Source organism: Geobacter sp. AOG1 (assembly GCF_019972315.1).
Lineage (GTDB): Bacteria > Desulfobacterota > Desulfuromonadia > Geobacterales > Geobacteraceae > Geomobilimonas.
This window is the reverse complement of sequence record NZ_BLIZ01000001.1, coordinates 18,188-37,306: the sequence shown is the minus strand read 5'-3', so window position 1 is coordinate 37,306 and position 19,119 is coordinate 18,188. Positions and strand designations below refer to the sequence as shown.

The following is a 19,119-nucleotide window of genomic DNA, read 5'->3' as shown; positions in this document are numbered from 1 at the left end:
CAACCTGAGTTGCCGCTATGTTGTGGCCTCTCCTTCAGTATGCACGGTAACCCGGTTCTTCCCTCCCTTTTTGCTCACGTACATCGCCTCGTCCGCCTTCACGATCACCGTCCGGATGTCGGCACCATCCTCGGGAAAGGCTGCAACGCCGGCCGATATGGTGGTGGAGAGTTGCGTTCCGTTGAAATCAAAGGGGGTAGAGGCCAGGTTGGTGACAATGCGGCGGACGGCTATGAGGCTTGATTCCTTGCTGGTGCCCGTGAACATGACGAGGAATTCGTCTCCGCCGTAGCGGGCCGCGATGTCGCTCGAACGGATATTCCTGGTGATGGTACGGGCGACATGCCGGATCATTTCGGTGCCGGCGAAATGGCCGTGGCGATCGTTGATCTGCTTCAGGTTGTCGGCGTCCAGCATGCAGATGGTCAGGGTCGAACCATTCCGTTGTACCAGTTCCTTGTGGGCTGCTGCCAGGTTGAAGAAATTGCGCATGTTGTGGAGGCCGGTGAGCTCGTCGGTAAGGGATAGTTGCTCCGCTTCCTGGCGGGCGCCTTCCGCCTCACTGGAGAGCATGGCCCCCAGATGAGCGATGAACATGAAAGGGAGTATCTCCAGGATATTGGAGACGAAGGTCTGTTCGAAGATGTTGAGGGAAACCTGTTCAGCAGCGAGGAAGATGTAGGATGTCACCGCCAGGGCGGCCATGAAGTAAGTGGTTTTACGCCCCTGGGTCAGGGAGGTTGCCATCAGGATCAGGTACATGATGGAGGTGAAGGGGCTCGCCACCTTGCCGGTCAGCCAGCTCACCGCGACGGTGAAGGAGAGGAAGATCAACAGGTCGATGAAGGTCTTGGTGGGGCCTGATTTCCCTGGATGTATGACATGGCGGGCCACCAGGTTATAGACCAGCAAGAAGCCGCAGAAAAAGACAAGGTAGCCTGTTGTGGCAGCACTGGAAGGAAGAAGCGCGATATCCAGGGCAACCAGGGCAATGAGGAACCAGGAGATGTACCCCATAATCCGGTCGTACCTGGCGTAGCGGGATTGGGTCCCCGTTTTGGGCCTGTTGTAGGTGTCGAAATCTTCCATGCTTGCCAAGTGCCCTTTTTTCAGCGGTTCCGTGCGTGTGCTGGATCTTTGCCGTGCAAGGCGCGGAATGTACTGTACAATAAATTGCGTAATTTTTCAGCGTAAATTATTGCGTTTCACAGGGGATCGTGTGGTGCACAGCTTTATGGAACCTTGGACGGCATTTAATTTGGATGTGTGATAAAAAAGCTTGTTATTGTGCGGGTAAATGGGCATAATAACAGATTGTCAAGGCGGGCAACAGCCCGTCTTTTTCTTTTCAACCGCTCTGTCCTTCGCCCTGCCGGCGTCGGCTTGCCATTCAGCAGTTCGTCAAAAGAGGAGAATGTCTATGCAGGAAAGCATCAGAAATATCGCCATCATTGCCCACGTCGACCACGGTAAGACCACCCTGGTGGATGCCATGCTGCGCCATGCCGGGGTATTCCGTGAAAACGAGCAGATTACCGAGCGGGTAATGGATTCCAACGATCTTGAGAAGGAACGGGGGATCACCATCCTCTCCAAAAACCTGTCGGTCCACCATGGTCGTTACAAGATCAACATCGTCGACACCCCGGGCCATGCCGATTTCGGTGGCGAAGTGGAACGGGTCCTCAAGATGGTGGACTCGGTGCTGCTCCTGGTGGATGCCCTGGACGGTCCCATGCCCCAGACGCGCTTCGTTCTCAAGAAGTCCCTCGACCTGGGTCTGAAGCCGATCGTCGTCATCAACAAGGTGGACCGTCCCGGTGCTCGTCCCGCCGAGGTGGTGGACATGGTCTTCGATCTCTTTTGCGAACTGAACGCCACGGACGAGCAACTCGACTTCGCCATTGTCTACACGAGTGCCAAGCTGGGGTACGCCATGCTTGACATGGGCGCTGCCTCTACAAGCATGGAGCCGCTTTTCGCGGTGATCGAGTCCAATGTCCGGCCGCCTGCCGGCGATCCCAAGGCCCCGTTCCAGCTGCTGGTCACCAATATCGATTACAACGACTACATTGGCCGGATCGCCACTGGCAAGGTGTTCAACGGCAAGGTCACCGCCGGCGAGACCATTGCCCACGTCAAGCGGGACGGGAGCGTGGTGAAGGGGCGGATAACCAAGCTTCTCGGCTATGAAGGGCTTAAGCAGGTCGATGTGCCCGAGGCCTGCACGGGGGATATCGTCACCCTGGCCGGCTTTGACGAAGTGGGGATCGGCGAAACCCTTGCCTCGGCGGAAAACCCCATCCCGCTCCCCTACGTCTCCATCGACGAACCGACCATCTCCATGAACTTCATCGTGAACAACTCCCCCTTTGCCGGCAGGGAGGGGAAGCTGGTCACCTCCCGCAACATCCGTGAGCGCCTCGACAAGGAACTCCGCACCAATGTTTCGCTCCGAGTAGAGGACACCGCCAATGCCGATACCTTCAAGGTCTCCGGCCGGGGCGAGCTCCATCTCTCCATCCTCATCGAGAACATGCGTCGGGAAGGGTTCGAAATGGCGGTCTCCAAGCCGGAAGTGATATTCCGCGAGGTCGACGGCAAGAAGCTGGAGCCGATGGAGTACCTGGTAGTGGACGTGCCGGCCGAGTACCAGGGGGCCATCATCGAGAAGATGGGGCCGCGCAAGGGGGAGATGGCTGCCATGAACCCCATGGGGGAGACCATCCGGCTCGAATTCATCATTCCGGCACGGGGGCTCATCGGCCTGCGGGGAGAAGTGCTCACCGAAACGCGCGGCACCGGCGTCCTCACCCATACCTTCCACGACTATGCCCCCTTCAAGGGGGAGATTCCCGGCCGGAAGAACGGTGTCCTCATGGCCATGGAGCACGGCGAAACTACTGCCTACTCCCTTGACGGACTGCAGCCGCGGGGCATTCTCTTCATCGGTGCAGGCGTGGAGGTCTACGGCGGGATGATCATCGGCCAGCATGCCAAGGACAACGACCTGGACGTGAATCCCTGCAAGGGAAAAAAGCTCACCAACGTCCGCGCCTCCGGTTCCGATGACGCCATCAAGCTGACCCCCCCTCGCAACCTCACCCTGGAGCAGGCGCTGGAGTTCATCGACGACGACGAACTTGTCGAGGTCACCCCCAAGTCCATCCGCCTGCGGAAGAAGGAGCTGGACCCCAACAAGCGGAAACGGTCGAACAAGTAGCTCCCACTAGGGTATAACGGCACGGAAAGTTGAGGCGGAGAGGAAACTCTTCGCCTTTCTTGCAGGGGTAACTTTGCATTGACATTACCCCCTGTTTCCACTACTTTTTCGGTAATAATAATGCACACCAGGGGAAACAATGTCCTACAACAAATCACGCAGACTTACCCCCGTCCTTTTTCTGGGCTTCATCATTGCCCTTGCCGGCTGCGCCTCCGCTCCCCAGCCGAACAAGACTCCGGAGACCTATCTCAAGGATGGAGACGCGTTCTATGCCAATCGCCACTACGAAGATGCCATCGCCGAGTGGAAGAGGGTGAAGGAGAGCTATGCCTCGCCGGAGATCACCATCGAGGCGGAACTGAAGATCGCCGATGCCCAGTTCGACAACGGCAATTACATCGAATCGGCCGCCTCCTACGAGGAGTTCCGCAAGCTCCACCCCACCAACGAAAAGGCCGACTATGCCCTCTATCGGCTCGGCCTCTGTAATTACAACCAGATTACCGGGATCGATACCGACCAGACCCCGGTAAAAAACGCCGTCACCCTCTTCGAGTCGTTCCTCAAGCTCTATCCGAAATCGTCCTATGCCGGAGAGGTACGTGACAAGCTCGACGTCTGCCGGATGAAGCAGGTCCAGTACGAGATCTACGTCGGACGGTTCTATCTGCGCAACGGCGACTATAAGGCTGCCATCAAGCGACTCGAAGAATCCCTCGCCACCTTTCCCAAGTCTCCCTTAAACGACGAGACCCTCTTCTATCTGGGAGAGGCGTACCTGCGGGCCGGCAACCGCGACAAGGGGCGGGCGGCCTTCACCCGGCTGTTCAGCGAATTCCGTACCAGCAAGTATGTGGACAAGGCCCGCAGCGTCATGGACAGCTATTACTGATGGGGCGGGTTTCACTCCTCCTTTTCTCTCTCCTGTTCCTTTTCGCCTGTAGCAGCAACGCCGACCGGGATGCGGTCCTGGCCGTTGCCGTCAAGCGCCAGCAGGCACTCACCAGCAGGGACATCAACCGCTACCTTCCCCTCCTTTCCCCCCACTACCAGGACAAAGGGCGTGACTACGCCGCCAAGTCCCGGGAACTGGCGGAGATACTCTCCTCCTTCGACCGGATCGACTACCGCTCCCGCGGTCGCCGGGTGGAGGTCCATGGCGACCGGGCCACCATTAACGGCAGCTATGAACTGCGGGTGACGACACGGGGAAAAGAGATGGAGCTGGCGGGAAAAGAAGAGCTGCGGTTTCAGAAGGAGGGCGGGGAATGGAAGATCGTGGGCGGGTTATGACGGGTTTCCTCTGCTTTCGCTCTGTCGGGCGGCTTTGTCTTCGTACATCAGTTCGTCCGCCCGTTGCCATGCCTCGATGAGTCCTTCCCCGTCCGGGGCGGTTGCGCAGCCGAGGGAAAGGCTTAAGACCGGCCTGCCATCCTCGCCGAGAATGGCCGCCAGGCTTTTCCTGATACGCTCGATCACCTCCTGGGCGGCAGCCATGGTGGTTTCGGGGAGGATCACGGCGAATTCGTCTCCGCCGATCCGTGCCACTAGGTCCTCCGTCCGGAACGCCCCTTTCATCACCTGCGCCGTCAGTTTCAGGAGTTCATCCCCCGCCGCATGCCCCTGCCGGTCATTGACCAGTTTAAGCCGGTCCACGTCAGCCACCACGATGCTGACAGGAAAGGTCCTGCCGTTCTTCAAACGTTCCAGTTCCTCGTCGAAGTAAGCCCGATTGTACAGGCCGGTCAGCATATCGTGGGTGCTGAGGTAGCGGAGCTTGGTTTCCGTTTCCTTTCGCTCCGTGATGTCCAGGATAGCTCCCGCCACTCCTCCCACCGACCCACTGCTGGTGAGATAGGGAGCCTTGTAGAAGACCACGTCATGGCGGGTTCCGTTGGCGCAGACCAGGGAGCTTTCCTGTATCCGGACCTGTTTTGCCGCCATGATCTCCTTGTCCGTCTGCTGGAAAAAGTCCGCCTGCTCGCGGGAAAAGAGTTCCCGGTCGGTCCTGCCGACAATCTGCTCCTTGGTGAGGCAGATATGTTCCTGAAAGGCGTGGTTGCAGCCGATATAACGCCCGTTGGCGTCCTTGTAGAAGATCGGTACGGGGATGGTGTCGATGAGTGCCCGGATGAACTGCAGATTGTCCCGCATGGTCTGTTCGGCACGCCGGCGGTCGGTGATGTCCCGCACGACGCAGATGATCCCGCCCCCTTCGAGCGCGGTAAGGGAAATTTCCTGGGGGAAGGTGCTGCCGTCCTTCCTGAGCCCTCTTGCCTCTCCCCGCCATTTCCCCATTGCCAATAACAGCGGCATGATGGTGCTATCGAACCGTTCCAGTTCCATATCGTCATAGAGGGTGCGCCAACTCCGGCCGATGAGTTCCATCGGTGAATCGTAGCCGTAGATGCTGGCATGGGCCTGATTCAGGTAGAGATAGGCGCCGCGCTCGTCGAGGATGGCCATACCGTCCATGGCTCCTTCCATGGCGGCAAGATGGGTGCGGAGATCGATTTTCGGCGGTGGTTTTTTCACTGACTACCTTTCGAATGGCTTCGTCATGGTGCGTTGCACATTGCATTAATCATATACCATTTGGCTGGTGCTGCAACCGTGAGGTCCGTGGCGGGGGCTAGTATTCGTGGGACAGCAAGATGTGGTTACCGATGGGGAATTTGCTCGGCAAGTGAATTGCAATAGACTCGTTTAATAAAAACCTGTATATGATTCTGCAGGGCACTGTTCGTTATTGTCGTAACGAGCTGATCACAAGTTGAAACCTGACCCCTCTTTAGTTGTGCTTGAAATGAAAGAAGACGATATGAAGATTACTTACCAGTCAAAACAGAGCGTTCTAAAAAAGGTACAAATTGGCACAGCAGCATTGGCAGTAGCAATATTATTATTGAGTTCAAGTGACTCATCAGCGGTCGAATTTAGTCCAGGAGAATACAAGCTTGAATCCTACTTGCCTGCATATGATATGGGACGAAGCAAGCAAGTTATCGATAAAAGATGTAAGCACATAAACACGATTGGCTGGAGAATGCTTAGCAAGCCTGAATGCGAGCTTCTGTCATCGACTGAAAAAGACAATAAACTGAGTTATGAAGTCAAATGTAGTGGTGAGACGACAGGAAATCAAAAGCTAAGAATTGAGTTCGTTGTTTATAAAGATAATTTTGAAGGCGAAGTATGGTTTTCTGATAAGGACAAGATGATAATTTCCGGCAAAAAAGTTTCAAGTTGCTCAACAGGCGACAATCTTACTACAAATGAATCTACCTCAGATGAACCCGAAGGAACCTTCCTTTCTTACGTAAAGAGAAAGTATCAAAACCTTGATCTAAGAGTGACTTCATCAGATGTAGTATCAACAAAGGATGGGAAATCCGGTCATTTTTCACTAAGTGGAGATATCGTTCCGCACAAAAAGCCAGAGATAGATTTGTCAGCAGAACCGAACAGAGATGTGCGAGCTAGGGAGATAGCCAAGGCTTTTTTAGAGGATGAGCAGGTGTTGTTTGATATAAAAAATCTGAATGAAATATCAGAATTTAATGTAAGCACAGATAAAATGCCGCACGGTGAATATACACACCTCAACTATAAAAGACAAATAAATGGGGTAGAAGTTGAGGGAGCTTATATCCAGATTGTTGTTGGGCCTTCAGAAAATATAACTAGTATTCAAGCAAACCTAGTAGCCATTCCGAATGAAGCTTATGAAGCAACAACCAAGAGTTCACTTTCGGAAAGGGAAATTGTATCTATCGTTGAAACCGACCAAACAGAACAAGATATTAAACAGTATCCTAAGAATGACATTGTGAAGACATTTAGGAAAATTGTAGTAGCTAATGATCCTTACGTGCTATGGGACGTGCATTATCGTTACAAATACAGAATCAATGCCTTTACAGGTGAGTTATTGCAAAAAGACAGGCCAAGACACAAAGGTCCAAAAAAACTTACAAAGCCTAAGGATGCATCAGCTGCCAAGGATGAAAAATAAGGTAGCAACACGAAACGTGGTTTCAACCAAGCGCAGCAGCAGTCTTCGCTCACGCTCCGCTGCTGTGCTCTCCCCCGTTGGCGAGGTGCACCGTTGTAACGGATAACCATCCAACAGGAAAAAAGCCCGGACCTCATGGAAAGTCCGGGCTTTTCTTCATGCGTCATCCAACTCAAGCACTACTTAGCAGCAGATGCTCCTCCTTTGGCGTCGATCGCCTTGTTGAGGAGTGCCACCCCTTCTTTGGAGATGGCGACCGAGTGGGTAAGGGTGTCGCGGGCCAGTTCGGGGTTATGGAAGCCGTCGGAGTTCTCGGCGGTCCACCACTCCCAGAGTACATGGGCTTCCTCGTGCTTTTCTCGCGCCTTGGCCAGGGTCGCCTCGTCAACCCCCATTCGCTTGGCGGTGGCGTAGGTATCGATCAGCTGGCCGAGCCAGTATTCGGCCTTGCGCATTTTCCCTTTGCTGTAGTTCTGGATCGAGGTGATCTGGTAGAGCTTCTGCTCGGCGGTGAACTTGGGATGGCAGCGGAGGCACGCCTCCTTGACGTGGTCCTTCGGCTTGATGACCATGTGGGAGGTAAAGGTCTTGCCCTGCTTGTTCTTCAACACCGGCATATGGCAGTCCTTGCAGGTGACTCCCGCCTTGTCGTGGACGCTTCCGGCGAAGGTCTCCGCCTCCGGATGCTGGAGCTTCACGAGCCGGGCGCCGGTGACCGCGTGCTTGAAGTCGTAGAAGTTCTGAGTCTTCTTGTAATGCTCCAGGAGCTCTTTCGGTCCGGTGAGGGGGAAGTGGTTGGTGCGCTGGTCGTCGTAGCCGACAGGGTTGCCCGTGCTGAACTCGAATCCCTTGCCGCAGGCGTATTCCACGTGGCACTGGGCGCACATGAGGCGTCCATCTGCCTTCTGCATCACGCCGATCTTCCGGAAGCCGTCGCGGAAGGAGATCACCTTCAGGTCGGTCTTGCCATCCTTGCCGGCAAACATCTTCGAACCTTTTTCGATTCCCTGGATGAGGGCATCGCGCACCACACGCGGCTGGGTGCCGTGGGGGTCGTGGCAATGGATGCACCCCACCACGTGATTGGTTTCCTTGGCCACGGCGATGACGTCAGAGGTCCGGTCCCACTGGGCCTTCGGGTCCTTGTCACCCATGAATTTCCACTTCAGGATATGATCGCTGGTCTTGCACTGGATGCAGGTGGGGTTGCCCGCCTTGGCGGTTTCGGCCATCTTGAAATCGGGGCCGTTGTCCTTCAGGACATCCCAGGTGTTGCCGGTCTTGTCCACATCGGTCCAGCCGTTCTTGTACTGGAAACGGCCGCCGGCGAACCGGTCAACCACGAACTGATCGGTCACCATGAAGGCGTGGCCGCGGGGCTCGTTATGCTCGATGGTGAAACCATAGGGGGCGAGGAGCTTGTCCATCATGGGGGAACGGCCGGTCGGCACCCCTTTCTCCTTGCGTGCCGGGGAGTCGTAATTTACCTTGAAGAGGCTCTCCATCTGGTCCTTGTGACATTTGCCGCAGAGTGCCTGGTCGATGATGGTCCCCGGTTTGGTTTCGCTGTTAGCCAGGTGCTCCTTCAGCTTGCTGTGGCAGACGTCGCAGGCCAGTTTGGCATGTTTGGAGCCTTCCTTGAGAGCCTTGACCTCCTCATGACAGGCGTAGCAGTCCTCCCTACCGTCGTTGACCTGTTTGGCTGCGGGCTTTGCCTTGGCGGCGGTGGACATGGCCGGCAGCGAGACGGCCAGCAGGGCGCCTACCACGACGGCCAGCGCCGCGATACTCTTTTTCCACATGGTTTCCTCTCCTTTCAGTCAGTAGTATCAGCTGCACTAAATCCGAAGCGGCACCTGCCGCATCTTATGTGTCACCGTAAAACCTAGCAAAATTGCCATGAATAGCAAGATGGGCAAATTCGATTTGTTTTCGGAGAACATCCGGTTGCATGGCGCACCATTTCCCGTTTCTCTCACCACGACGGGCGCTGGTTCAGCAGGGCACGTCGGCGTTTTTGCGCGCGTAGAACCACCACGTCAACGCGATGCAACTCACGTAAAAAACGACGAAGCCATAAAGAGCCGCATCCGGGCCGCCGGTCATGGTAATCGAGGTGCCGAAGCTCTTGGGAATGAAAAAGGCGCCGTAGGCCGCGAAGGCGGAGGTAAAGCCGAGCACGGCGGCTGCTTCCTTGTTGGCATCCTTGACCGCCTGCTCTTCGGCCGCTGCCCCCTTGCCTGCCGCATCGCGCTGGCGCTCGGTCAGGAAGATGACCGGAATCATCCGGAAAGTGGAGCCGTTGCCGATGCCGGTGGTGGCGAACAGGAGGATAAACATGGCGAGGAATCCCCAGAAATCACCTCCTGCACCACCGTGGGGGAGGAATGAAAGCACGCCGAAGACGGCAGCCGCCATGACGATGAAGTTCCAGAACGTGACCCTCGCGCCGCCGAGTTTATCGGCCAGCCAGCCACCCACCGGCCGGAGCAGGGCACCCACCAGTGGCCCGAGGAAGGCGTACTGGGTCGGGTTGATCCCCGGGAACTGGGACTTGGTCAAAAGAGGGAGACCTGCCGAGTAACCGATGAACGAGCCGAAGGTGCCCAGGTAGAGCCAGCACATGAGCCAGTTATGCTTGCGCCTGAAGATGATCGCCTGCTCGCTGAACGATGCCTTGGCGCTGGCGATGTCGTTCATGCCGAACCAGGCGGCCAGGGAGGCGAGTGCTATGAACGGTACCCAGATGAAGCCGGCGTTCTGCAGCCAGATGGGGCGGACTTCACCTTTGATGACGCACATCTGCGGGTCGCCGCAGAGGGCACTGAACACGCCGGTGGTGATAATGAGCGGCACGATGAACTGCATGGCGCTCACCCCCAGGTTTCCGAGTCCCGCATTCAGCCCCAACGCTGTTCCCTTTTGCGCTTTGGGGAAAAAGAAGCTGATGTTGGCCATGCTGGAAGCGAAGTTTCCCCCGCCCAAGCCGCACAGAAGGGCCAGTATCAACAGGGTCGAGTAGCTGGTATTCAGGTCACGCACGGCAAAACCGATCCCCATGGCGGGAATGAGCAGCGACGCGGTGCTGATGGCCGTCCATTTCCGCCCGCCGAAGATGGGGACCATGAAGGAGTAGAAGATGCGGAGGGTCGCCCCCGATAGCCCCGGTAGCGCCGCCAGCCAGAAGAGTTTGTTGGCGTCGAACTTGAAACCGATGAGGGGAAGGTTCACACAGACAATGCTCCAGACCATCCAGACGGCAAAAGCCAGAAACAGGGCGGGGATTGAAATCCAGAGATTGCGCGTAGCGATGGCCTTCCCTTCCCTTTCCCAGAATGCCTGATCTTCGGGGCTCCATGTTGTCAAGATGCGTGAGGACATCATTACCTCCTTAATGCTTTGTAGTTACTCGCCTTTCACAACCGGTGACCGCCAGCGGTAGAGAAGGGGCGGATCCTTGAGAAAGCCGATCGGCAGGAAAAGGAGGTGGACCAGCTTGGTAAACGGCAGAAGCGCCACGATCAGGAACGCCCCGGCCGCGTGCAGCTTGAGTATCAACGGGAAATCGGCCATGTAGTCGACTCGGGGGTTCAGGGCCGCCAGCGACCAGAGGTAGGGAACCGCCGTGTGGAGGTACCACTGGGAGCCCCACCGCATGAACGTGGCGATATACACGCCGCTTGCCGCCTGTAGCGCCAGCAGGATGAGGAGGATATAGTCGGAGGCGAACGTTACCCGTTTCAGGATCGGGGAGTTGATGCGGCGCGGCAGGAGCACCAGGCAGCCGAACAGGGCGAAGAGACCGAGTCCGAGCCCGACGCTCTCGAGAAGGACCAGGGTATCCCGATTGGCGAGGAATGACTTCATGGTGCCGGGGGCGATGATGCCGGCAAGATGGCCCGCCAGTACCGGGATGATGCCGTAATGCCAGGGATTTATCCCCCAGAACAGGGTCTTCCTCTCCAGAAACTGGGTGGAATAGGCCGACCAGGTGAGCCGGTTCGTCATGTAGCGGTAAGGGGTCACGAAGATAAGGAGCGCCAGCGCCACATAGGGGAGAACGATGAAAATGAAGGTGTTCAGCATGGTTGTACCTCCTCGTGGGGTGCGCTGTCAGCGGCGCACAGGAGTCGTGCCGCTTCGACCGCCGACTTCCAGGGAGAGTGGGGCCTGCCGGCGAACCCCGCGGCCAGTTTTTCGATGCCCGTCAAGACGCAGTCAGCGATGAACGAGCGGCGTTCGCTGTCGTTGTTCTGTTCCGCCAGGTGGGCGAGGAAGCCGAGCACCAATGGAAGGTGGTCGGGTAGTTCGTTGCCGGCGGGAGTGTAGCCGTAGCGGCCGAACTCCTGCTTGAGCCTGATCAGGTAGGCTCCCTTTTTCTGGTTATCGCCATGGAGATGGTGTCCCAGGTAGGGGGCGACCGCCGGGTTGAAATCGAAGGTGGCGACGTAATCCTCCTGGAGTTCAGCCAGGGTCGAGGTCGCAACGAATTCGGCGAAGGGGGCAAGTGCACCCTCCATGTCGTGTTCCTGCAGGAAACTGCCGATACCGGCGCTGGCCGCCAGGACCGTTTCTTTCTTCTCCGGATATTCGAGCATCCGGGCGAGGGATGCATAACTCTCGGCGATGGTCATTTCCCCCTCCCGGGCTTCTTCAGAATCCCGAAGCCGCTGGCTCCCTTGCGGGTGTGGGGTTCCTGCTCTTCCCGCTGCTGGGGCGGGATAATGTTCCGCTCATGGTAGCCCCCGATGGTAAAGAGGCGGTAGAGACGGTCGGCCGCAGCCTCGTCCAGCCCTGCGCTTGTGAGGATAGATTCATCGGCGGGCTGATTGAGGTTCTTGTCGCGCATATATCCACGCAGGGCGATGAGTTTTGCCAGCACCGACGTCACTACCTCCCGATTGCCCCCGGCCAGGAGGTTCGCCAGGTAGCCGATGGGAGCCCGCAGCTTTTCCAATGCCGGGAAGGTGCCGTGCTCCGCCAGTTCGTGGGTATCGTCGAGGGTCGAGAGGACCGGCGAGAGGGACGGGATGTAGTAGGCCATGGGCATGGTCCGGAACTCGGGGTGGAGGGGGAGGGCCAGACCGAATTCCTTGACCAGGGCATACACGGGTGATTTATCTGCTGCCTCCAGCCACTGTTCGGAGACGCCGTTTTTCCTGGCGGCAGCGCGGACTGACTCATCCCGCGGGTCGAGAATCACGGCGCGGTGAGCCTCCACGAGCTGGTCGTCGGGCTTGAGCAGCGCCTGCTCCACCTTCTCGGCGTCATAGAGGAGAACGCCCACGTAACGGATCCGGCCGACGCAACTGTGGGCGCAGGCGTTGCACTGACCCGTCTCGGTGCGGGGGAAACAGAAGATGCATTTTTCCGCCTTGCCGCTGTTCCAGTTGAAGTAGACCTTCTTGTAGGGACAGGCACTGGTGCAGAACCGCCACCCTTTGCAGACGTTCTGGTCCACCAGGACTACGCCGTCCTCGCCGCGCTTGTAGATGGCGCGGGAAGGGCAGGAGGCGACGCAGGCCGGGTTGAGGCAGTGGTTGCAGATCCGGGGGAGGTACTGCATGAACATCGTGCCGTATTCCTCGATGATCTTCTTGTCGTCGAGGTTGATGTCCTCCGCCGCATAGAGCTGTGAGCCGGAGAGGTCGTCGTCCCAGTTGGGTCCCCCCTTGATCTCCGCCATCTTCTCGCCGGAGATCTGGGAGAAGACCTCCGCCACCGGTTGGTCGTTTCCCTCCTTTGCCCCGTAGAGATTGCTGTAGTCGAAATCGAACGGCTCGTAGTAGTCTTCCAGTTTGGGCATGTTGGGCTGGAAGAACATGGAGAGGAGAGTTCCCCCCTTTCCCATGGCCCTGAGCCGCAGGTTCCTCCCGTCAGCGACCCAGCCACCCTTGAAGATCTTCTGGTCTTCCCACTTCTTCGGGTAACCGATACCGGGCTTGGTTTCCACATTGTTCCACCACATGTATTCGGCACCCTTGCGGTCGGTCCAGATGTTCTTGCAGGAGATGCTGCAGGCGTGGCAGCCGATGCATTTATCCAGATTGAATACCATCACCAGTTGTGCTCTCACGTCCATCGTCTCACCCCCTCAGCTTTCTGACCACCACGTAGCAGTCCCGGTTCACTCCGGTCGGTCCCCAGTAGTTGAAGTAGTAGCTGAACTGGGCGTAGCCGCCGAGCATGAGGGTCGGTTTCAGGCGGATGCGTGACAGGCTGTTATGGACGCCCCCCCGCTTGCCGGTCCTGTTGGATTTGCCGATGTTGAGGGTCCGCTCCGGCGCGTGGTACATGAACGCCGTCCCTTTCGGGATGCGCGCCGAGACAATGGCCCGGCAGACGACGACACCGTTGAAGTTATAGACCTCGATCGCCTCGTTGTCCTCGATGCCGGCGCCCGCCGCGTCCTCGTGGTTGAGCCAGACTACCTGGCCGGCCCGGGAGAGGGTCAGCATCCGGAGGTTGTCGCTGTAGGTGGAATGGATGCTCCACTTGCCGTGGGGGGTGAGGAAGTTCAGCACGAGCCCCGTCTCTCCTTCGGTCTCGTCCAGCAGCGCCGGATTGAGCTTCGGCTTGAAGGTGGGGAGCCCCTCGTGAAACTCGCCGTAGTAGGGGTGATCCAGGTAGAGGGACTGCCGGCCGGAGAGGGTGCGCCACGGTACCCCATGCTCCACGTTGAGGGTGTAGGGGGCGTAGGGGCGGCCGTTGTTGACCAGGCCGCTCCAGACCGGGGTACTCACATACCGTTGAGGCTTCTGGGTGATGTCTTCCCAGCTGATGCGCAGGTCGCGGCTGCCGGCGGCGATCTGGGAGAGGGGCTTGCCGACCCGCTTCTCCAGGTTCTGGTAGGCGCGCCAAGCGAGCTCGCCGTTGGTTTCCGGCGCAAAGGAGAGAATGACGTCGGCAACCACCTTTTCATCTTCCAGGTCGATGAAGGATTTCCCGTTCCAGCTGCGGGTCGGCATCTCCCGCAGGAGCTTCTCGTGGACGTCGTCAGCCTCCCAGCTGACCCCGTGGGCATTCAGATGCCCCATCTGCGGCCCGACCGACACGAAACGGTTGTAGAGGTTCACGTAGTCGCGCTCCACGATGGCCAGGTTCGGCATGGTCTTGCCGGGGATTGCCTCGCATTCGCCGAGCTTCCAGTCCTTCACCGTGCGCTGGGCGATCTCCCCCGGCGTGTCGTGGAGGAGCGGCGCGGCGATGACGTCCTTCATGGGGGTGGGGAGGTGCTTGGCCGACAACTCACTCACCTTCTTGGCGATGAGGCTGAAGGTCTTCCAGTCGGATTTAGATTCCCAGGATGGCGGCACGGCGGCGTCCATGCAGTTGACGAAGGAGTGCATGTCGGTGGTGTTGAGGTCCGACTTCTCGTACCAGGTGGCCGCCGGGAGGACGATGTCCGAGTAGAGGGTCGAGGTGTCCATCCGGAAGTTCAGGTCCACCACCAGGTCCATCTTTCCTTCGGGGGCCTTGTCGTGCCAAACGAGATCCTTCACCTGCCCCTTGGCCACTTCCTTGGCGGTGCAGTTGGCGTTGGGGGCACCGATCACGTGCTTGAGGAAGAACTCGTGTCCCTTGGCGCTGGCGGAGATGGCGTTGGCCCGCCAGATGAACCAGACCTTGGGGGAGTTTCCCTCTCCGTCCGGGTCCTCGATGGCAAAACGGGTATCGCCGCTCTTCAGGCGTCCCACGAGCCAGGCGCGGATCTCGTCGTCCGTCTGGGCACCCGCCGCCTTCGCTGCCTCCACCAGCCGCAGGGTACTGTCGTTGAAGTGGGGGGCAAAGGGGAGCCAACCGAGCCGGACCGCCTTGGCGTTCATGTCGGCGGCATGGAGCGGCATGTTTTCGCCGGTCTCGGGCTTGAAGTAATCGACGAAGGTCCGGTCGTAGCGCCACTGATCCGAGTGGATGTACCAGAAGCTCGGGGTGTTCTGGAGGCGGGAGGGCTTCACCCAGTCCTGGGCCATGGCGATGGAGGTCCAGGGGGCCAGCGGCACCACCTTCTCCTGCCCCACGTAGTGGGCAAGCCCTGCACCGTTGCGGCCGACGCTGCCGGTAAGGATCAGGGAGGTGATGGCCGCCCGGTAGATCAGGTCGTTGTGGTACCAGTGGTTGATGCCGGCACCGACGATGATCATGTTCCGGCCGCCGCTCTTTTCGCCGTTTTCGGCCCACTCGCGGGCGATTTTCAGCAGGGAGGCGGCGGCTATGCCGGTGTACTTCTCCTGCCACTTGGGGGTGAACGGCTTGTCGGAGTCGTAGTCCTTCGGGTAGTCCCCCCCCAGGCCGCGGGAGACACCGAACTGGGCCATGAGGAGGTCGAAGACGGTGGTGACGGTTATCTCGCCGTTCTTGGTCATGACTTTTTGGATCGGAATTTCCCGGACCACGTCTCCGTCTGCCTCGAAGCTGAAGCGGGCCTTGCGGGTCTCGCCCCCCAGGAAACTCAACCGGCAGTCGATGTCGGAACCGTCGACCATGTCCGCCATGTCCAGGTTCCAGTTTCCCTCCTCCTTGCTCCAGCGGGAACCGAGGCTCCCCTTGGGGATTTTCACCTCTCCCGCACCGTCCGCCACGCAGAGGGTCCAGTCGGCATGTTCGAGCCCCGCGCTCCGTTCCAGTTCTGCAGCCCGGAGGAATTCGCCCGGCTGCAGCGCACCGTCTTTTTCGACGAGTTTCACGAGGAAGGGGAGATCGGTGTACTTCCGGGCGTACTCCTGGAAGAAGGGGACCTGCCGGTCGGCATAGCACTCCTTGAGGATGACATGGTTCACCGCCATCCAGAAGGCGCCGTCGTGTCCCTGCTCCACCGGCAGCCAGTTGTCGGCGAACTTGGTCGCAATGTTGTAGTCGGGGGACATGACCACTACCTTGGCGCCGCGGTAGCGGGCCTCGGTGAGGAAATGGGAGTCGGGGGTCCGGGTCATGGGGACATTGGAGCCGCAGAGGACGATGTAGGAGGCGTTGTACCAGTCCGCCGACTCGTTGACGTCGGTCTGCTCACCCCAGACCTGGGGCGACGCGGGGGGGAGATCGCAGTACCAGTCGTAGAAACTCATGCAGACGCCGCCGAAGAGCTGGAGGAAACGGGTACCGGCCGCATAGCTGATCATGGACATGGCCGGGATCGGGGTGAAGCCGATGACCCGGTCAGGGCCGTATTTCTTCGCCGTATGGATGGTGGAGGCGGCGATCAGTTCCACTATCTCGTCCCACGCCCCGCGCCGGAATCCCCCCATGCCGCGCTTGCCCGTGTAGGCCTTCCGTGATTCGGGATTTTCTACGATGCTGGCCCAGGCATCCACCGGGTCGTCATGGCGTTTCCGCGCCTCCCGCCAGAGGTCGATGAGGGCGCCGCGCACGTAGGGGTATTTCACCCGGAGGGGGCTGTAAAGGTACCAGGAGTAGCTGATTCCCCGGGTACAGCCGCGGGGCTCGTGGTTGGGGATGCTGCCGTCGAACTGGGGGTAGTCGTTGGCCTGGAGTTCCCAGCCGACGATGCCGTCCTTGACGTGCACCATCCAGCTGCAACTCCCCGTGCAGTTGACCCCATGGGTGCTCCGCACCACTTTGTCGTACTGCCAGCGGTTCCGGTAGAACTCCTCCCAGTCGCGATCAGATCCGGAGCGGTCGTCTGTTATCCTGTCACGGGACATTTATCTGGTCCTCCTCTTGTAGAGAATCACCACCACGAGTAAACAGGCAAAGAAGCCGAATCCCGTCGCCGGGAAAAGCGCTGCGCCCCCTCCCGTCTTCTGGGCAGCCGCATCCTTGACGAAACCGATGATGGCGGTGACTTCATCGTCGGTCAGCGGTCGATTGGCGTAGATACTGTTCATGATCGGGAATTTCAGGCTCTTCAGCACGCCGCGCATTCCCTGTTCACCCATCCCTTCATAGAGGTCGGTGAGGTCGACCGCCAGGTTGCCACCGGCTACCCCCGCCGCATTGAATGGATGACAGGCGGCACAGGGGGCTCCTCCCTTGGCAAAGGACTTTTTCCCCGTGAACAGAGCCTTTCCCCGTGCGGTGAGTTCCGGAGTTACAACCGTTTCCGCCGGTTTCGCCGCTTCCGTCGCGGGTTGGGTGCCTGCCGCGGTGGTCCCCCCCTTGAGCCAGGCGATGATTTTCAGCGCGTCGTCGCGGCTGATGCCGAGTGCAGGCATCTCAAAGCCGTACTTCTTGATCAGCTCCGCCTGGACCGGGTCCTTGGCGGCCGTCAGCTTGCCCGGCTCGGTAATGAGCTTGACGAGCCACTCTTCCGGCCGTGTGCCGGCAATGCCCTTCAGGTCCGGCCCTCCGCTGTCGCCACCGCCGATGGTGTGGCAGGAGGCGCACTGCTTGTCGAAGAGGTCCTTGCCGGGGTCGGCGTAGGCCGACAGAGTGGTGGCCAGAAAAACCGCTACAAGGATGAAACAGTGCAAACGTGTGCGATGCGTGCCCATTCGTAGGTCCTCCTGTACTGCATCCTTATCTTGCCGTGATGAGTCGGGACATTGGTGCGAAGCCGGTTATAAAAGGTTGGTGATTGTTAATGGCCTGTTGATGTGAAAAGTGTATCTCAATCTCTTGGTGCAACAAGTTAAAACATCGTTTAATTAACAGTTCCTTGACCTGGGTCAAAAAACAGGAAGTTGATGCAATTCCTGGTGATGCACGTCGGGAGCGTGGCACGGAACTATTTACCGGCGGCCTGATTTATGGTAAAAAACGTATGCCGGTGTCATGCACTGGATCACAAGGTACGGAGGCTCCATGGCGGAAGAAAAGAAAGAATCCTGGCTCAACTACCTCGCACTCACCACGGTTATCCTGGCGGTCTGTGCCACCCTTTCCACCTTCAAGGGTGGGGGCTATTCCACCCGTTCGGTGATGAGCCAGTCCCAGGCGTCGGACCAGTGGGCATTTTTCCAGTCCAAAAGTGTCAAAAGCTATATCTACGAGATGCAGAAAGACAAGCTTGAGCTGGAGTTGAAGGGGTTCGGATCGAAGGTGCCGGCCGGCCTCGCGGAGGAGTACCGGAGCAAGATCGACGGTTACGGGAAGAAGATCACCAAGTACGAAGAGGAGAAGGGGCAGATCCAGAAGGAGGCCAAGCGCTTCGAATCCATACGGGACGAGGCCCAGAAGCACGGCCAGGCCTTCGGCATCGCCGTCATCTTCCTCCAGATCGCCATACTCCTCTCCTCCATCGCCGCCCTCATCAAGAAGAAGTATGTCTGGCTCCTCGGCTGCGCCATCGGTGTCGTGGGGGTCGTCTACTTCGTCGACGGGTTTTTCCTCTTTTTCTAGAATTTAGCATCCTGCCGGCCGCAACGACAAAAGCCCCGCCATAAATGGTCGGGGCTTTTGTCGTTGCGGTGCTTTATGACGGCCGGTTCCCGGCGGAATCGCTTACCGGCGGCGTTCCAGCACGAGCCAGCTGAGCGGGGGGGGGCCCGGATCTTCCGTCCGTCCCACTTCCTGGAAATTGTCCGGGAGGGGAGGGAACAGACGGTCGCCTTCGTATTCCTGGTGGATGACGGTGAGGTAGATCCGGGCTGCCAAAGGGAGGGCTGCCCGGTACACCTCTTCGCCGCCGCAGATGAAGACTTCATCCGCGCCGGTGCAGGCGGCCAGAGCCTCTGCCAGGCTGGCCAGGACTTCTATCCCCTCCGCCCGGAATCCCTGCGATCGGCTCAGCACCAGGTTGCGCCGGTCGGGGAGGGGGTGGCCGATGGATGCGAAGGTCGTTCGCCCCATGATGACAGGGTGCCCCGTGGTGAGTTCCCGGAAGTGCCTGAGATCAGCCGGAAGGTGCCAGGGGATAGCCCCCTTGTTGCCGATGACCCGGTTTTCCGCCATGGCGGCTATGATGGAGACGATCATAGCA

Annotated in this window: 15 protein-coding genes; 5 read left to right on the top strand and 10 right to left on the bottom strand. The window is 58.6% G+C overall.

The annotated features are described in order from the left end of the window. Positions 1–15: 15 nt before the first annotated feature. Positions 16–1,089 carry a GGDEF domain-containing protein gene (locus tag LDN04_RS00170; RefSeq protein WP_223905140.1) on the bottom strand — a complete coding sequence of 358 codons (1,074 nt, stop codon included), beginning with the start codon at positions 1,087–1,089 and terminating at the stop codon, positions 16–18. A gap of 331 nt (positions 1,090–1,420) precedes the next feature. Between LDN04_RS00170 and typA the strand changes: the two genes are divergently transcribed. The 3 genes from typA (at position 1,421) to LDN04_RS00155 (ending at position 4,519) form a co-directional block, all read left to right on the top strand. Beyond that, positions 1,421–3,223: a translational GTPase TypA gene (gene typA / locus LDN04_RS00165; RefSeq protein ID WP_223905138.1), complete on the top strand. Its 1,803-nt coding sequence runs from the start codon at positions 1,421–1,423 to the stop codon at positions 3,221–3,223. 139 nt (positions 3,224–3,362) lie between these two features. Continuing rightward, positions 3,363–4,118, top strand: coding sequence for an outer membrane protein assembly factor BamD (locus LDN04_RS00160; RefSeq protein WP_223905136.1), 756 nt, complete (start codon positions 3,363–3,365; stop codon positions 4,116–4,118). Further along, positions 4,118–4,519, top strand: a complete 402-nt coding sequence (locus LDN04_RS00155) for a nuclear transport factor 2 family protein (protein ID WP_223905134.1) — start codon at positions 4,118–4,120, stop codon at positions 4,517–4,519. The genes LDN04_RS00160 and LDN04_RS00155 overlap by 1 nt, the downstream gene beginning before the upstream one ends. On the opposite strand, the gene LDN04_RS00150 is transcribed toward LDN04_RS00155, so the two are convergent. Then, positions 4,514–5,761, bottom strand: a complete 1,248-nt coding sequence (locus LDN04_RS00150; RefSeq protein ID WP_223905131.1) for a sensor domain-containing diguanylate cyclase — start codon at positions 5,759–5,761, stop codon at positions 4,514–4,516. The genes LDN04_RS00155 and LDN04_RS00150 overlap by 6 nt on opposite strands. A 271-nt stretch (positions 5,762–6,032) precedes the next feature. On the opposite strand from LDN04_RS00150, the gene LDN04_RS00145 reads away from it, so the two are divergent. After that, the gene (locus tag LDN04_RS00145; protein ID WP_223905129.1) at positions 6,033–7,241 is read left to right on the top strand and encodes a hypothetical protein; all 1,209 of its coding nucleotides are present in this window, start codon (positions 6,033–6,035) and stop codon (positions 7,239–7,241) included. Between the two features lie 179 nt (positions 7,242–7,420). On the opposite strand, the gene LDN04_RS00140 is transcribed toward LDN04_RS00145, so the two are convergent. From LDN04_RS00140 to LDN04_RS00110, 7 genes are all read right to left on the bottom strand, one after another. Then, positions 7,421–9,043 carry an ammonia-forming cytochrome c nitrite reductase subunit c552 gene (locus tag LDN04_RS00140; RefSeq protein ID WP_223905127.1) on the bottom strand — a complete coding sequence of 541 codons (1,623 nt, stop codon included), beginning with the start codon at positions 9,041–9,043 and terminating at the stop codon, positions 7,421–7,423. A 193-nt stretch (positions 9,044–9,236) separates the two neighbouring features. Further along, positions 9,237–10,622, bottom strand: a complete 1,386-nt coding sequence (locus LDN04_RS00135; RefSeq protein ID WP_223905125.1) for a NarK family nitrate/nitrite MFS transporter — start codon at positions 10,620–10,622, stop codon at positions 9,237–9,239. Positions 10,623–10,646: 24 nt separating this feature from the next. After that, positions 10,647–11,327, bottom strand: a complete 681-nt coding sequence (gene narI, locus LDN04_RS00130; protein WP_223905123.1) for a respiratory nitrate reductase subunit gamma — start codon at positions 11,325–11,327, stop codon at positions 10,647–10,649. Further along, the gene (narJ, locus tag LDN04_RS00125) at positions 11,321–11,875 is read right to left on the bottom strand and encodes a nitrate reductase molybdenum cofactor assembly chaperone (protein ID WP_223905121.1); all 555 of its coding nucleotides are present in this window, start codon (positions 11,873–11,875) and stop codon (positions 11,321–11,323) included. The genes narI and narJ overlap by 7 nt, the downstream gene beginning before the upstream one ends. Beyond that, positions 11,872–13,323 carry a nitrate reductase subunit beta gene (gene narH, locus LDN04_RS00120; RefSeq protein ID WP_223905119.1) on the bottom strand — a complete coding sequence of 484 codons (1,452 nt, stop codon included), beginning with the start codon at positions 13,321–13,323 and terminating at the stop codon, positions 11,872–11,874. The genes narJ and narH overlap by 4 nt, the downstream gene beginning before the upstream one ends. A gap of 4 nt (positions 13,324–13,327) precedes the next feature. Further along, a complete protein-coding gene (locus LDN04_RS00115; protein WP_223905117.1) occupies positions 13,328–16,903 on the bottom strand; it encodes a nitrate reductase subunit alpha in 3,576 nt (1,191 codons plus the stop codon). Beyond that, positions 16,904–17,692, bottom strand: coding sequence for a c-type cytochrome (locus LDN04_RS00110; protein WP_223905115.1), 789 nt, complete (start codon positions 17,690–17,692; stop codon positions 16,904–16,906). Between the two features lie 310 nt (positions 17,693–18,002). Here LDN04_RS00110 and LDN04_RS00105 point away from each other — a divergent pair, with 310 nt between their 5' ends. Beyond that, complete coding sequence (locus tag LDN04_RS00105; RefSeq protein ID WP_223905113.1) at positions 18,003–18,539, top strand: DUF4337 domain-containing protein; 537 nt, start codon at positions 18,003–18,005, stop codon at positions 18,537–18,539. A 102-nt stretch (positions 18,540–18,641) separates the two neighbouring features. On the opposite strand, the gene LDN04_RS00100 is transcribed toward LDN04_RS00105, so the two are convergent. Continuing rightward, positions 18,642–19,115, bottom strand: coding sequence for a dihydrofolate reductase (locus LDN04_RS00100; protein WP_223905111.1), 474 nt, complete (start codon positions 19,113–19,115; stop codon positions 18,642–18,644). Positions 19,116–19,119: the final 4 nt, after the last annotated feature.